General features: G+C 66.3%; 19 protein-coding genes. 1 reads left to right on the plus strand and 18 read right to left on the minus strand.

Annotation, left to right across the window (positions count from 1 at the left end):
* Nucleotides 1-23: 23 nt before the first annotated feature.
* Complete coding sequence (rplM, locus tag ACIA8D_RS01615; protein WP_399227905.1) at nucleotides 24-467, minus strand: 50S ribosomal protein L13; 444 nt, start codon at nucleotides 465-467, stop codon at nucleotides 24-26.
* A gap of 357 nt (nucleotides 468-824) precedes the next feature.
* Here rplM and ACIA8D_RS01620 point away from each other — a divergent pair, with 357 nt between their 5' ends.
* Nucleotides 825-1673 carry a hypothetical protein gene (locus tag ACIA8D_RS01620; RefSeq protein WP_399227906.1) on the plus strand — a complete coding sequence of 283 codons (849 nt, stop codon included), beginning with the start codon at nucleotides 825-827 and terminating at the stop codon, nucleotides 1671-1673.
* 24 nt (nucleotides 1674-1697) lie between these two features.
* Here the strand turns inward: ACIA8D_RS01620 and truA are convergent, their stop codons facing one another.
* From truA to ACIA8D_RS01705, 17 genes are all read right to left on the minus strand, one after another.
* The gene (gene truA / locus ACIA8D_RS01625; protein WP_399227907.1) at nucleotides 1698-2552 is read right to left on the minus strand and encodes a tRNA pseudouridine(38-40) synthase TruA; all 855 of its coding nucleotides are present in this window, start codon (nucleotides 2550-2552) and stop codon (nucleotides 1698-1700) included.
* 78 nt (nucleotides 2553-2630) lie between these two features.
* Complete coding sequence (rplQ, locus tag ACIA8D_RS01630; RefSeq protein ID WP_399227908.1) at nucleotides 2631-3116, minus strand: 50S ribosomal protein L17; 486 nt, start codon at nucleotides 3114-3116, stop codon at nucleotides 2631-2633.
* A gap of 167 nt (nucleotides 3117-3283) precedes the next feature.
* Nucleotides 3284-4306, minus strand: coding sequence for a DNA-directed RNA polymerase subunit alpha (locus ACIA8D_RS01635; protein ID WP_003966937.1), 1023 nt, complete (start codon nucleotides 4304-4306; stop codon nucleotides 3284-3286).
* Nucleotides 4307-4449: 143 nt separating this feature from the next.
* Complete coding sequence (gene rpsK, locus ACIA8D_RS01640) at nucleotides 4450-4854, minus strand: 30S ribosomal protein S11 (protein WP_399227909.1); 405 nt, start codon at nucleotides 4852-4854, stop codon at nucleotides 4450-4452.
* Between the two features lie 65 nt (nucleotides 4855-4919).
* Nucleotides 4920-5300: a 30S ribosomal protein S13 gene (gene rpsM, locus ACIA8D_RS01645; RefSeq protein ID WP_385755903.1), complete on the minus strand. Its 381-nt coding sequence runs from the start codon at nucleotides 5298-5300 to the stop codon at nucleotides 4920-4922.
* Between the two features lie 208 nt (nucleotides 5301-5508).
* The gene (gene rpmJ / locus ACIA8D_RS01650; protein ID WP_003974245.1) at nucleotides 5509-5622 is read right to left on the minus strand and encodes a 50S ribosomal protein L36; all 114 of its coding nucleotides are present in this window, start codon (nucleotides 5620-5622) and stop codon (nucleotides 5509-5511) included.
* A gap of 58 nt (nucleotides 5623-5680) precedes the next feature.
* The gene (gene infA / locus ACIA8D_RS01655) at nucleotides 5681-5902 is read right to left on the minus strand and encodes a translation initiation factor IF-1 (RefSeq protein ID WP_003948620.1); all 222 of its coding nucleotides are present in this window, start codon (nucleotides 5900-5902) and stop codon (nucleotides 5681-5683) included.
* Nucleotides 5903-6179: 277 nt separating this feature from the next.
* On the minus strand, nucleotides 6180-7016 hold the full coding sequence (gene map, locus ACIA8D_RS01660) for a type I methionyl aminopeptidase (protein ID WP_399227910.1): 837 nt from the start codon (nucleotides 7014-7016) through the stop codon (nucleotides 6180-6182).
* A gap of 130 nt (nucleotides 7017-7146) precedes the next feature.
* Nucleotides 7147-7794 (minus strand): adenylate kinase, encoded by a 648-nt coding sequence (locus ACIA8D_RS01665; protein WP_399227911.1) that lies wholly within the window; start codon nucleotides 7792-7794, stop codon nucleotides 7147-7149.
* Nucleotides 7794-9107 carry a preprotein translocase subunit SecY gene (secY, locus tag ACIA8D_RS01670; protein WP_385755895.1) on the minus strand — a complete coding sequence of 438 codons (1314 nt, stop codon included), beginning with the start codon at nucleotides 9105-9107 and terminating at the stop codon, nucleotides 7794-7796. Before secY ends, ACIA8D_RS01665 begins: the two co-directional genes overlap by 1 nt.
* A gap of 242 nt (nucleotides 9108-9349) precedes the next feature.
* Entirely contained in the window at nucleotides 9350-9805 is a 456-nt protein-coding gene (rplO, locus tag ACIA8D_RS01675) for a 50S ribosomal protein L15 (RefSeq protein WP_385755893.1), read from the minus strand.
* Between the two features lie 2 nt (nucleotides 9806-9807).
* A complete protein-coding gene (rpmD, locus tag ACIA8D_RS01680; protein WP_326020845.1) occupies nucleotides 9808-9987 on the minus strand; it encodes a 50S ribosomal protein L30 in 180 nt (59 codons plus the stop codon).
* Nucleotides 9987-10589 carry a 30S ribosomal protein S5 gene (rpsE, locus tag ACIA8D_RS01685; RefSeq protein ID WP_306320975.1) on the minus strand — a complete coding sequence of 201 codons (603 nt, stop codon included), beginning with the start codon at nucleotides 10587-10589 and terminating at the stop codon, nucleotides 9987-9989. Before rpsE ends, rpmD begins: the two co-directional genes overlap by 1 nt.
* Before the next feature lie 69 nt (nucleotides 10590-10658).
* A complete protein-coding gene (rplR, locus tag ACIA8D_RS01690; RefSeq protein WP_266713095.1) occupies nucleotides 10659-11042 on the minus strand; it encodes a 50S ribosomal protein L18 in 384 nt (127 codons plus the stop codon).
* 3 nt (nucleotides 11043-11045) lie between these two features.
* A complete protein-coding gene (gene rplF, locus ACIA8D_RS01695; protein WP_399227912.1) occupies nucleotides 11046-11585 on the minus strand; it encodes a 50S ribosomal protein L6 in 540 nt (179 codons plus the stop codon).
* 24 nt (nucleotides 11586-11609) lie between these two features.
* Entirely contained in the window at nucleotides 11610-12008 is a 399-nt protein-coding gene (gene rpsH, locus ACIA8D_RS01700; protein WP_158989430.1) for a 30S ribosomal protein S8, read from the minus strand.
* A gap of 211 nt (nucleotides 12009-12219) precedes the next feature.
* Nucleotides 12220-12405, minus strand: coding sequence for a type Z 30S ribosomal protein S14 (locus ACIA8D_RS01705; protein ID WP_003948630.1), 186 nt, complete (start codon nucleotides 12403-12405; stop codon nucleotides 12220-12222).
* Between the last annotated feature and the right edge of the window lie 4 nt (nucleotides 12406-12409).

Consider the following 12409-nt stretch of genomic DNA (forward strand, 5'->3'; position numbering starts at 1 on the left):
TGTCTTAGGGGGTGTGGCCGGAACTACTGCGCGACCTGGGTGATCTCGAACGGCACCGGCTGCTGGGCAGCGTGCGGGTGCTGGTCGCCCGAGTAGACCTTCAGCTTCGAGAGCATCTGACGGCCGAGCGTGTTCTTGGGAAGCATTCCCTTGATGGCCTTCTCGACGGCCTTCTCCGGGTTCTTCTCCAGAAGCTCGTCGTAGCGCACGGAGCGCAGACCGCCCGGGTAGCCGGAGTGGCGGTACGCCATCTTCTGGGTCTTCTTGTTGCCGGACAGGTGCACCTTGTCGGCGTTGATGATGACGACGAAGTCGCCAGCGTCGACGTGCGGCGCGTAGATCGGCTTGTGCTTGCCACGCAGAAGGGTGGCAGCGGTGGTCGCCAGACGACCCAGGACGACGTCCTGAGCGTCAATGACGTGCCACTGGCGAGTGATGTCGCCGGGCTTGGGGCTGTACGTACGCACGGTCGTATGCCTTCGCTTCTCAGTGAATGGGGTGCTGACACACGGCACCGCTGAAGCGATCATGCAGCTGGGGCTCACAGAAGCCGGGAACGCTAACCCGTATGCGAGCCACTGGTAACTGCTCCAGGGAACCTACGTAGGGGCTCTTCGCATGAGAGCGACCGAGCCGATACGCATAACAGCTGCCGAGAATACCCGCGCCGCCCCGTACGGGTCAAAACGCGTGGGCCCTGGTGAACCGGAGACCCTGTATCCCACAGCGCCGTGTCCCTTCACGGTAACGCGGCGGAACCCCTCACACCTCCACCACTGGACGAGGCCCGTGCCACACCGGGCGGTACCTCTAAGATGCGCCCCATGAGTTTCGGGCAAGGGGGATCCCCGTGGGGGCCCAATGACGGCGGGTCGACCCCGGACTGGGCGTCGCTCGCGGAGGCATCAGAGGCACGCGCGCGCAAGAAGCGCTGGATGGTGATCGGCGGGGCGATCGTGGCCACGCTGGCCGTCGGCTCGGCGGTCGCGTGGGGCATCGTCTCGACGAACAGCAAGAACGAGGCCGCCAACAAGCCGGCCGACCAGCTGCCGAGCACGGCGGACATCCCCAGCGAGGGCAAGTCGGGAGGGCCGTCCTTCGACGCGACGACCCCGCCGCCCCCGCTCGACCCGAACGACTTCATCAACAGCGCCGCGAAGGACAGGGCCCCGCTCAGCGCGGACTCGCTCTTCCCCGGCAAGCAGTTCACCGCCGGTGACCGGGCCTACACGAAGGGCGCCACGGCCCGCACGACCAACTGCGCGTCGGCCGCGCAGAAGGGCCTGTCCGGGGTGCTGAAGGGCAACGACTGCGAGCAACTGATCCGGGCCACGTACTACAAGGGCAACTCCGCGGTCACCATCGGTGTCGCCGTCTTCAAGACGAAGGCGCAGGCGACGAAGGCCAAGGAGCAGTACGACTTCGACGGCTCGGTCGTCTCGCTGCCCGGCTCCGGCGTGCCCACGTTCTGCCGGACCACGACGTGCCGCTTCACCGCGAACTCCGTGGGCCGCTACACGTACTTCACCAACGGTGGCCGCACCGACGGCCAGGACGCCACGAAGAAGGACACCATGGTGTTCTCCCTCGGCGACGACCTCCAGGAGTTCGTCTTCCAGCAGATCAAGCGGCGCGGCGAGGTCCAGGCGTCCGCGGCGGCGACCGCGGGCTGACCGCCGTCCCGGGCGCCGCTCTCCTCAGCAGCAGCCGGCGCCCGGGAGCGTCCGCTTGTTGCGCGCCTCCTTGTTGCGCGCGGCGAGCAACTCGTCGGCGGGGTACCCGACTTCCTCAAGGGTCAGCCCGTGCGGCCGCACCACGTGGACGGCGGAGTCCCGCAAACCGGCGGCGAGCACCTTGCCCGGCCAGTCGGCCGGCCGGTGGCCGTCCCCCACGAACAGCAGCGCCCCGATCAGGGACCGCACCATGTTGTGGCAGAAGGCGTCGGCCCGCACGGTCGCGGTGACGATCCCGTCCTCGCCGCGCACCAGGCTCAGCTCCTGGAGCGTACGAATGGTGGTCGCACCCTCGCGCTTCTTGCAGTAGGCGGCGAAGTCGTGCTCACCCAGCAGCCGCTCGGCGGCCTCGTTCATGGCGTCGACGTCCAACGGCCAGTCGTGCCACAGCACATGCCCCCGCAGCAGCGGATCGACCCCGCCCGGGTGGTCCGTCACCCGGTACGCGTACCGCCGCCAGATCGCCGAGAAACGCGCGTTGAAGCCGCTCGGCGCCTCGGCCACCGACCACACCCGCACATCCTTCGGCAGCCGCCCGGCGAGCCGCTTCAGGAGCTTCTCCCCGTGCTCGCCCCAGACCTCCGCCGGCAGGTCCACGTGCGCGACCTGTCCCCGCGCGTGCACCCCCGCGTCGGTGCGCCCGGCGACCGTCAGGTCGTACGACTGTGCGGACCGCGTCACCGTACGCAGCGCGTCCTCGATCTCGCCCTGCACGGTCCGCCGCCCGGAGGCCTGCTTGGCCCAGCCGGAGAAGTCCTTGCCGTCGTAGCTCACGTCGAGCCGCAGCCGGACGAAGCCGTCGGCCACCTCATCACTCACAACAAACAATCCTTAGGGAGAAACGGAAAGCGGGCCCGCCCCGAAAGGGCGGACCCGCTCACACACAAGGCGTCAGCCTCAGGCGTCCTTCGACTCCTCGGCGGCAGCCTCGGCCGGAGCCTCGGTCTGCGCCTCGGCGGCCTCGGCGTCCTTGGCGGCACGCTTGGTGGCGGCCTCGGCCTCACCGGTGGCCTGCTGCTGGACCGTCAGGGCCTCGACCAGCTCGATGACAGCCATGGGCGCGTTGTCGCCACGGCGGTTACCGATCTTGGTGATACGGGTGTAACCACCCGGACGGTTCTCGTAGCGCGGGGCGATCTCGGTGAAGAGCGTGTGGACGACGCCCTTGTCCGAGATGACCTGGAGCACCTGACGGCGGTTGTGAAGGTCGCCCTTCTTCGCCTTGGTGACCAGGCGCTCCGCGTACGGACGCAGACGACGGGCCTTGGCCTCGGTCGTCGTGATCTTGCCGTGCTCGAAGAGCGACTTCGCGAGGTTCGCGAGGAGCAGCTTCTCGTGCGCGGCGCTGCCGCCCAGACGGGCACCCTTGGCGGGCTTCGGCATGATGTTTCTCCTAGGTGTCTGCCCTGGCCGTACCAGGTACCAGGGTCAGTATCCGAGCGGGCGGGTTTGCCCGTCGGAGACCCGCGCCCCGATCAGGGGCGCGGGGAACTGCGCAAACCGCAACCACGGTCCCGCAGCAAGCGATCCGTCCGCCGAAGCGGAGCGTCTCAGTACTGCTCGGTCTCCACGAAGCCCGCGTCCGCGTCGTCGTCGGCGCCGAAGGCGTCCGCGGCGGCGGTCGGGTCGAATCCGGGCGGGCTGTCCTTGAGGGCCAGGCCCATGCCGGCCAGCTTCGCCTTGACCTCGTCGATCGACTTCGCACCGAAGTTGCGGATGTCGAGCAGGTCGGCCTCGGAGCGGGCGACGAGCTCACCCACGGAGTGGATGCCCTCGCGCTTGAGGCAGTTGTACGACCGAACGGTGAGCTCGAGCTCCTCGATCGGCAGCGCCAGATCGGCGGCGAGCGCGGCGTCCGTCGGGGACGGACCCATGTCGATGCCCTCGGCGTCGATGTTCAGCTCGCGGGCGAGACCGAACAGCTCGACCAGCGTCTTACCCGCGGAGGCCATGGCGTCGCGGGGACGCATCGCCTGCTTGGTCTCGACGTCGACGATCAGCTTGTCGAAGTCGGTGCGCTGCTCGACACGCGTGGCCTCGACCTTGTACGTGACCTTGAGAACCGGCGAGTAGATCGAGTCGACCGGGATGCGCCCGATCTCCTGACCGACCTGCTTGTTCTGGACGGCGGAGACGTAGCCGCGACCGCGCTCGACGGTCAGCTCCATCTCCAGCTTGCCCTTGCCGTTGAGCGTGGCGAGGACGAGGTCGGGGTTGTGCACCTCGACACCGGCCGGGGGCGCGATGTCGGCGGCGGTGACCAGACCCGGACCCTGCTTGCGCAGGTACATCACGACCGGCTCGTCGTGCTCCGAGGAGACGACCAGCTGCTTGATGTTCAGGATGAGGTCGGTGACGTCCTCCTTGACGCCCGGCACAGTGGTGAACTCGTGCAGGACACCGTCGATGCGGATGCTGGTGACAGCAGCGCCGGGGATCGACGAGAGGAGGGTGCGGCGGAGGGAGTTGCCGAGGGTGTAGCCGAAGCCCGGCTCCAGCGGCTCGATCACGAACCGGGAGCGGAATTCGTCGACGACCTCTTCGGTCAACGAGGGACGCTGAGCAATCAGCATGAAGTGATTCCTTCAGTCAGGGGCACCCACTATTTGATGCCCTGATGTTGTTACAAGGGTACGGGCGGCACGGCCTCGCACAAAAGACGAAGGCCGCACCGCCCGAAAAACCTCAGACCAAGCGGTCTGCGACGACCCGAGGGTCAGACGCGGCGACGCTTGGGGGGACGGCAGCCGTTGTGCGGCGTCGGCGTGACGTCCTGGATCGAGCCGACCTCGAGGCCGGTCGCCTGCAGGGAGCGGATGGCGGTCTCACGACCGGAACCCGGGCCCTTGACGAAGACCTCGACCTTGCGCATGCCGTGCTCCTGCGCGCGACGGGCGGCCGACTCGGCGGCCATCTGCGCGGCGAACGGCGTGGACTTGCGGGAGCCCTTGAAGCCGACGTGGCCGGCGGAGGCCCACGAGATCACGTTGCCGGTCGGGTCCGTGATGGACACGATCGTGTTGTTGAACGTGCTCTTGATGTGCGCGTGGCCGTGAGCGACGTTCTTCTTTTCCTTGCGGCGCACCTTCTTGGCAGCGCCCTGACGACCCTTGGGGGGCATGTCGTTCTCCTACAGGGAGGTGGTCGGTCCTACAGCGAAGACCGCTGGTGAGTGTCCGCTGAGGACTACTTCTTGCCCGGCTTCTTCTTACCGGCGATGGCGCGACGCGGGCCCTTGCGGGTACGAGCGTTCGTGCTGGTGCGCTGGCCGTGGACCGGCAGGCCGCGACGGTGGCGCAGACCCTGGTAGCAGCCGATCTCGACCTTGCGGCGGATGTCGGCCTGAATCTCGCGACGGAGGTCACCCTCGGTCTGGAAGTTCTGGTCCACGTACTCGCGGATCTTCACGAGGTCGTCCTCGGAGATGTCGCGAACGCGGATGTTGCGGTCGACACCGATCGCGTCCAGCGTCTGCTGGGCGCGCGTGCGGCCGATGCCGAACACGTAGGTGAGGGCGACCTCGATGCGCTTCTCGCGCGGGAGGTCAACACCTTCAACGCGTGCCATTCATGGCTCCTGTTGATTCTTCGGAGGTCTGCAGCAGAACCACTCCCAGTCGCCGTCCCCTTTGTTCCAAAGGGTTGGTACGAGCTGAGTCCTCGGCCTCCGACCGAAGGTGTCGCCACGACGAACCGTCGCCGGCGGGCTCTGCATATGTACTTAATGTGCTGCGTCGCGCGAGATCTACGAACGAACTGCAGTGAACGGGTCTACGTCAGCCCTGGCGCTGCTTGTGGCGCGGGTTGTCGCAGATCACCATGACCCGACCGTGACGGCGGATCACCCTGCACTTGTCGCAGATCTTCTTGACGCTCGGCTTGACCTTCATGGGTGAGGTTCTCCGGGTCAGTTGCCGGCGGCCCGCCGAGGCGGGACTAGGGCAAGATCTACTTGTACCGGTAGACGATCCGGCCACGCGTGAGGTCGTACGGAGACAGCTCCACCACGACCCGGTCGTCAGGGAGGATGCGGATGTAGTGCATGCGCATCTTGCCGCTGATGTGTGCCAGGACCTGGTGGCCGTTCTGGAGCTCGACCTTGAACATGGCGTTCGGCAGAGACTCGACGACAGTGCCCTCGATCTCGATGGCACCTTGCTTCTTGGCCACGCTTCGCCCTTCGAATCGACTACCTTGATCGACTTCCGTGCCCGCATGGAGACATGCGCATACACGAGAGCCGACGAGTCAGTCTACGTCAGTACCCCCGGAAAGACGAATCTCGTGATTCTGCCCCACCAGGAAGATCACTAAGCCCCCGACCCACCCCACCAGGCCGCCTTCAGCCCCGCTTTCAGCCCAACGGATCCGGCGCCGCCGTCAGGCCCAGTCCGGCGAGCTTGGCCTTGCCGCCGCCCCACTCCCCCGTGCCGGCCCCGCCCCGGTCTCAGCCCAGCGGATCCGGCGCCGCCGTCACGCCCAGTTCGGCGAGCTTGGCCTTGCCGCCGTCGGGGGATGTCAGGACCAGGGGGCCGTCCTCCGTCAGGGCCACGGAGTGCTCCCAGTGCGAGGACCAGGTGCCGTCGGTCGTGATGACCGTCCAGTCGTCCGAGAGCGTCTCTGTCCTCGGCGTACCGAGGGAGACCATCGGCTCGATGGCGAGGCAGAAACCGGGCACCAGCTTCGGGCCCTTGCCGCGGCGCCGCTCCACGTAGTTCAGCAGGTGCGGGTCCATGTGCATCTCGGTGCCGATGCCGTGGCCGCCGTAGTCCTCGACGATCCCGTACTTACCGCCGCCGGGCTTCGGCTGACGGCGGATGTACGACTCGATGGCACGGGAGATGTCGACCAGCCGGTTGCCCTGCTTCATGGCGGCCAGGCCCGCCCACATCGACTCCTCGGTGACCCGGGACAGCTCGATCAGCTCCGGAGCGTGACCGGACCCCACGAACGCGGTGTACGCCGCGTCGCCGTGCCAGCCGTCCACGATGGCGCCCGCGTCGATCGAGATGATGTCGCCGTCCTCCAGGACGACCTCGTCGCTCGGGATGCCGTGCACCACGACCTCGTTCTTCGAGGTGCAGATGGTCGCGGGGAACCCCCCGTACCCGAGGAAGTTCGACTTCGCCCCGTGCTCGGCGAGCACCTTGCGGGCGACCTCGTCCAGATCCTTGGTGGTCGCGCCCGGCACGGCCGCCTCACGGGTCGCCGCGTGGATCGCCGCGACGACAAGCCCCGCCTCCCGCATCTTGCGAATCTGGTCGGGGGTCTTGATCTGCACCATGGGGGCCTGCGCTCTCCGTCATCCGGTACGAGTACGAGGGTTACGTACGTCCAGTCCCCACCAACACTAAGGCCGCGGTCCCCCCGACGGGGAACCGCGGCCTCAGGCACGTACAGCGGGAAGAACGCGACTAGCGCTCCAGGGCCTCCATGGCCCGGCCCGTGACTTCCTCGACCTTGCCCAGGGCGGAGATCGTCACGACGAGCCCCTGCTCCCGGTAGTAGTCGATGATCGGCTCGGTCTGCGTGTGGTAGACCTCGAGCCGCTTGCGCACGGTCGCTTCCTTGTCGTCGTCGCGCTGGTACAGCTCGCCGCCGCAGGTGTCGCAGACACCCTCGGTCTCGGGCTGCTTGTACGCGACGTGGAAGACGTGTGCCGAGTCGTTACGGCAGATGCGGCGGCCGGCGATGCGCTTGACCACCTCGTCCTCGGGGACCTCCAGGTCGAGGACCGCGTCCAGCGTGACGTCGTCCGCCTTGAGGGCGACGTCGAGCGCCTCGGCCTGCGAGACGTTGCGCGGGAATCCATCGAGCAGGAAGCCGTTCACGGCGTCCGGCTGCTCCATGCGGTCCTTCGCCATCCCGATGGTGACCTCGTCCGGGACCAACTGGCCGGCGTCCATGTAGGACTTGGCCTTCTTGCCCAACTCCGTGCCCTGGCTGATGTTGGCACGGAAGAGGTCGCCCGTGGAGATGTGCGGAATCGACAGGTTCTTGGCCAGGAACGCGGCCTGCGTTCCCTTGCCAGCACCGGGCGGCCCGACGAGGACGATTCGCATCAGCGGAGGAACCCTTCGTAATTGCGCTGCTGGAGCTGGCTCTCGATCTGCTTCACCGTCTCCAGGCCGACACCCACGATGATCAGGATGCTCGTGCCACCGAACGGGAAGTTCTGGTTTGCCCCGAAACCAACCAACGCCATCGTCGGCACGAGAGCGATCAGGCCCAAGTACAGCGAACCCGGCCAGGTGATCCGGTTGAGCACGTACGAGAGGTACTCAGCGGTCGGTCGGCCAGCCCGGATGCCCGGGATGAAGCCACCATACTTCTTCATGTTGTCGGCGACTTCCTCGGGGTTGAACGAGATCGCCACGTAGAAGAACGCGAAGAAAACGATCAGGAGGAAGTACGTGACGATGTAAATCGGGTGATTTCCCTTGGTCAGGTGGTCGTCGATCCACACCTTCCACTGCGAATCTCCACCGGCGAACTGGGCGACCAGAGCCGGAATGTAGAGCAGCGAGGAGGCAAAGATGACAGGGATCACACCCGCCTGGTTCACCTTGAGCGGGATGTACGTGGACGTTCCGCCGTAGGAACGGCGCCCGATCATGCGCTTCGCGTACTGCACCGGAATACGACGTTGGGCCTGTTCGACGAAGACCACCAGGGCGACCATGACCAGGCCGACGAGGATGACGGTGCCGAACTCGATCCAGCCGTCGGCCAGCGAGCCCTGCTTCTTGATGGCCCACAGGGCGGACGGGAAGGTGGCGGCGATCGAGATGAACATCAGGATCGACATGCCGTTGCCGATGCCCTTGTCGGTGACCAGCTCGCCGAGCCACATCATCACGCAGGTACCGGCGGTCATCGTGATGACCATCGTGATCGTGATGAAGATCGACTGGTCCGGAACGATCTCGCTGGCGACCGGGCACCCCTGGAAGAGCGCGCCGGTGCGGGCGGTGGCGACGAGGCCGGTGCCCTGAAGAATGGCGAGCGCCACGGTCAGGTAGCGCGTGTACTGCGTGATCTTCGCCGTGCCGGCCTGGCCCTCCTTCTTGAGGGCTTCGAGCCGGGGGATCACCACGGTGAGCAGCTGCAGAATGATGCTCGCGGTGATGTACGGCATGATGCCGAGCGCGAAGACCGTGATCTGCAACAGCGCGCCACCGCTGAACATGTTGACCAGACCGAACAGGCCGGAGCTGGAGTTGGCCTGGTTCATGCACGTTTGGACGTTCTGGTAATCCACGCCGGGGATCGGGATGTGCGCCCCGAGCCGATAGATCACGATGATGCCCAGCGTGAAGAGCAGCTTCTTGCGCAGGTCGGGCGTCTTGAACGCCCGGGCGAACGCGGTGAGCACGGTGCCTCCTGCGACCCCCGCGCGCGTGCGTCAGAGGTGACGGTCTTGAGGATTCGACAAATACGTAAACGGTCTAACGGCCAAGGGCCGGGATTGGTGCCGGGGGCACACAAAGCCCGGAACTTAACAGCGGACGCCACCTTACCGGCGTAACTGCCCCCCTTGGAACGACCAACCGGGGATGCCCCATATGTGGGGCATCCCCGGTAGGGACGTTCACGTCATCAAGACGCCTGATTGGCTCAGACGAGCTCGGTGACCGTACCGCCCGCGGCGGTGATCTTCTCCTTGGCGGAGCCGGAGACGGAGTCGACCGTCACCTGCAGCGCCACGGAGATCTCGCCCTGGCCCAGGACCTTGACGAGGCTGTTCTTGCGCACGGCACCCTTGGCCACGAGGCCCTCGACCGTGACCTCGCCACCCTCGGGGTAGAGCGAAGCCAGCTTGTCCAGGTTCACGACCTGGAACTCGGTCTTGAACGGGTTCTTGAAGCCCTTGAGCTTCGGGAGACGCATGTGGAGGGGCATCTGGCCACCCTCGAAGCGCTCCGGAACCTGGTAACGGGCCTTGGTGCCCTTGGTACCACGACCGGCCGTCTTACCCTTCGACGCCTCACCACGACCGACACGGGTCTTGGCGGTCTTGGCGCCGGGGGCCGGACGGAGGTTGTGGATCTTGAGCGGGTTCTGCTCACCCATGATCAGACCTCCTCAACCGTCACGAGGTGGCGCACGGTCTGCACCATGCCGCGGAACTCGGGGCGGTCCTCCTTGACGACCTGCGTGTTGATCCCCTTGAGACCAAGGGAACGCAGGGTGTCACGGTGGTTCTGCTTGCTGCCGATGTACGACTTCGTCTGCGTGATCTTGAGCTGTGCCATTACGCACCAGCCCCGGCACGCGCACGCAGCAGGGCCGCGGGAGCGACGTCCTCGAGGGGCAGACCACGGCGAGCCGCGATCTCCTCGGGACGCTGCAGACCACGCAGGGCCTCCACCGTGGCGTGCACGATGTTGATCGCGTTGTCGGAGCCGAGCGACTTCGACAGGATGTCGTGAACGCCGGCGCACTCGAGCACGGCGCGCACCGGACCACCGGCGATAACACCGGTACCCGGGGACGCGGGCTTGAGCAGCACGACGCCGGCAGCCTTCTCACCCTGGATCGGGTGCGGGATGGTGCCCTGGATACGGGGGACCTTGAAGAAGTGCTTCTTGGCCTCCTCAACACCCTTGGCGATGGCGGCCGGCACCTCCTTGGCCTTGCCGTAACCGACACCCACGGTGCCGTCACCGTCGCCCACTACGACGAGCGCAGTGAAGCTGAAGCGACGACCACCCTTCACAACCTTGGCGACGCGGTTGATCGCGACAACGCGCTCAACGTACGCGGTCTTCTCGGCGGCGTTGCCACCGTCGCGACCCTTCCGGTCCCGCCGCTCGCCGCCACCGGCACCGCCACCGCGGCGCTGGGGTCCAGCCATTGGAATTACCTCTCTCTGTTTCCGCTAGCTACGCAGCGTCAATGAAGTCGCTACGCGAACGGGCAAGACTCAGAACTTGAGTCCGGCTTCGCGGGCGGCGTCCGCCAGGGCAGCGATGCGCCCGGCGTACTGGTTACCACCACGGTCGAACACGACAGCCTCGACACCGGCGGCCTTGGCGCGCTCGGCGACCAGGGCGCCGACCGACTTGGCCTGCGTGGACTTGTCGCCCTCGCCGCCGCGGATCGACGTGTCCAGGGTCGACGCCGACGCCAGGGTGTGACCCTTAACGTCGTCGATGACCTGCGCCACGATGTTCCGGTTCGAGCGCGTCACGACCAGGCGCGGACGCTCGGCCGTACCCGACATGTTCTTGCGGATACGGATGTGGCGGCGCTTGATGGCCGCACGCTTGTAAGCGTCGCCCTTAGCGATCTTCTGACCGTATGCCATGGCTTACTTACCCGCCTTTCCGACCTTGCGGCGGATGACTTCGCCTTCGTACTTGACGCCCTTGGCCTTGTACGGGTCGGGCTTGCGCAGCTTGCGGATGTTGGCCGCAACCTCGCCGACCTTCTGCTTGTCGATGCCCTCGACCGAGAACTTGGTCGCCGATTCGACCTTGAACGAGATGCCCTCGGGCGCCTCGACCAGGATCGGGTGGCTGTAGCCGAGCGAGAACTCCAGGTTGGAGCCCTTCGCCAGGACGCGGTAACCGACACCGCTGATTTCGAGCTTCTTCACGTAACCCGTGGTCACGCCGGTGATCATGTTCGCCACCAGCGTGCGGGACAGGCCGTGGAGGGCCTTGTTCTGACGCTCGTCGTTCGGGCGGGTGACGCTCAGAACGCCGTCCTCACCCTTGGCGATCTCGATCGGCGCCGCAACGGTGTGGCTCAGGGAACCCTTGGGGCCCTTGACCGCGACCGTCTGGCCGTCGATGGTGACGTCCACGCCGGCGGGAACCGTGATGGGGAGCTTGCCAATACGCGACATAGCTGTTTCCTCCGATTCCTTCCGCTACCAGACGTAGGCGAGGACTTCCCCACCCACGCCCTTCTTGCCTGCCTGCTGGCCGGTCAGGAGACCGTGCGACGTGGAGATGATCGCCACGCCGAGGCCACCGAGAACCTTCGGCAGGTTGGTGGACTTCGCGTAAACACGCAGACCCGGCTTGGAGATGCGCTTGATGCCGGCGATCGAACGCTCACGGTTCGGGCCGAACTTCAGCTCCAGGACGAGGTTCTTGCCGACCTCGGCGTCCTCGACCTTCCAGCCGGTGATGAAACCCTCCTGCTGGAGGATCTCCGCGATGTGCGACTTGATCTTGCTGTGCGGCATCGACACGGAGTCGTGGTATGCCGAGTTCGCGTTCCGCAGACGCGTAAGCATGTCTGCGATCGGATCAGTCATGGTCATGAATTGGCCTTCGGCCTCTCTCGCCGGGGTTTCCTGTATGCGCCATCCCTCTCCCCACACAGGGGCGGGACGGGTGCGGCGCGGGGACCTACGGCGTAGTAAGTCGGTCAGGGCGGCAGAAGCGCCCAACCCTCCTAGCGTAAGCCATGAGAGCTGGGGCCTCTGCCGACCCTCTACTTACCGAGAGATCCGGGCAATCCCAACTAAGGGACTACCAGGAGCTCTTGGTCACGCCCGGCAGCTCGCCACGGTGAGCCATCTCACGAAGGCACACGCGGCAGAGGCCGAACTTGCGGTACACGGAGTGCGGGCGGCCGCAGCGCTGGCAGCGCGTGTAGCCCCGGACACCGAACTTCGGCTTACGAGCAGCCTTGGCAATAAGAGCCTTCTTCGCCATCTCG

Source organism: Streptomyces sp. NPDC051684 (genome assembly GCF_044453445.1).
Taxonomy (GTDB): Bacteria; Actinomycetota; Actinomycetes; order Streptomycetales; family Streptomycetaceae; genus Streptomyces.

Bases quoted from the DNA above. Each gene is read 5' to 3' on its own strand.
- ACIA8D_RS01620 (WP_399227906.1), top strand. From the start codon at position 825: ATGAGTTTCGGGCAAGGGGGATCCCCGTGGGGGCCCAATGACGGCGGG.
- rplQ (WP_399227908.1), bottom strand. From the start codon at position 3,116: ATGCCGAAGCCCGCCAAGGGTGCCCGTCTGGGCGGCAGCGCCGCGCAC.
- ACIA8D_RS01635 (WP_003966937.1), bottom strand. From the start codon at position 4,306: ATGCTGATTGCTCAGCGTCCCTCGTTGACCGAAGAGGTCGTCGACGAA.
- rpsK (WP_399227909.1), bottom strand. From the start codon at position 4,854: ATGCCCCCCAAGGGTCGTCAGGGCGCTGCCAAGAAGGTGCGCCGCAAG.
- rpsM (WP_385755903.1), bottom strand. From the start codon at position 5,300: ATGGCACGCGTTGAAGGTGTTGACCTCCCGCGCGAGAAGCGCATCGAG.
- rpmJ (WP_003974245.1), bottom strand. From the start codon at position 5,622: ATGAAGGTCAAGCCGAGCGTCAAGAAGATCTGCGACAAGTGCAGGGTG.
- map (WP_399227910.1), bottom strand. From the start codon at position 7,016: ATGGTGCAGATCAAGACCCCCGACCAGATTCGCAAGATGCGGGAGGCG.
- ACIA8D_RS01665 (WP_399227911.1), bottom strand. From the start codon at position 7,794: ATGCGAATCGTCCTCGTCGGGCCGCCCGGTGCTGGCAAGGGAACGCAG.
- rplO (WP_385755893.1), bottom strand. From the start codon at position 9,805: ATGGGTGAGCAGAACCCGCTCAAGATCCACAACCTCCGTCCGGCCCCC.
- rpmD (WP_326020845.1), bottom strand. From the start codon at position 9,987: ATGGCACAGCTCAAGATCACGCAGACGAAGTCGTACATCGGCAGCAAG.
- rpsE (WP_306320975.1), bottom strand. From the start codon at position 10,589: ATGGCTGGACCCCAGCGCCGCGGTGGCGGTGCCGGTGGCGGCGAGCGG.
- rplR (WP_266713095.1), bottom strand. From the start codon at position 11,042: ATGGCATACGGTCAGAAGATCGCTAAGGGCGACGCTTACAAGCGTGCG.
- rplF (WP_399227912.1), bottom strand. From the start codon at position 11,585: ATGTCGCGTATTGGCAAGCTCCCCATCACGGTTCCCGCCGGCGTGGAC.
- rpsH (WP_158989430.1), bottom strand. From the start codon at position 12,008: ATGACCATGACTGATCCGATCGCAGACATGCTTACGCGTCTGCGGAAC.
- ACIA8D_RS01705 (WP_003948630.1), bottom strand. From the start codon at position 12,405: ATGGCGAAGAAGGCTCTTATTGCCAAGGCTGCTCGTAAGCCGAAGTTC.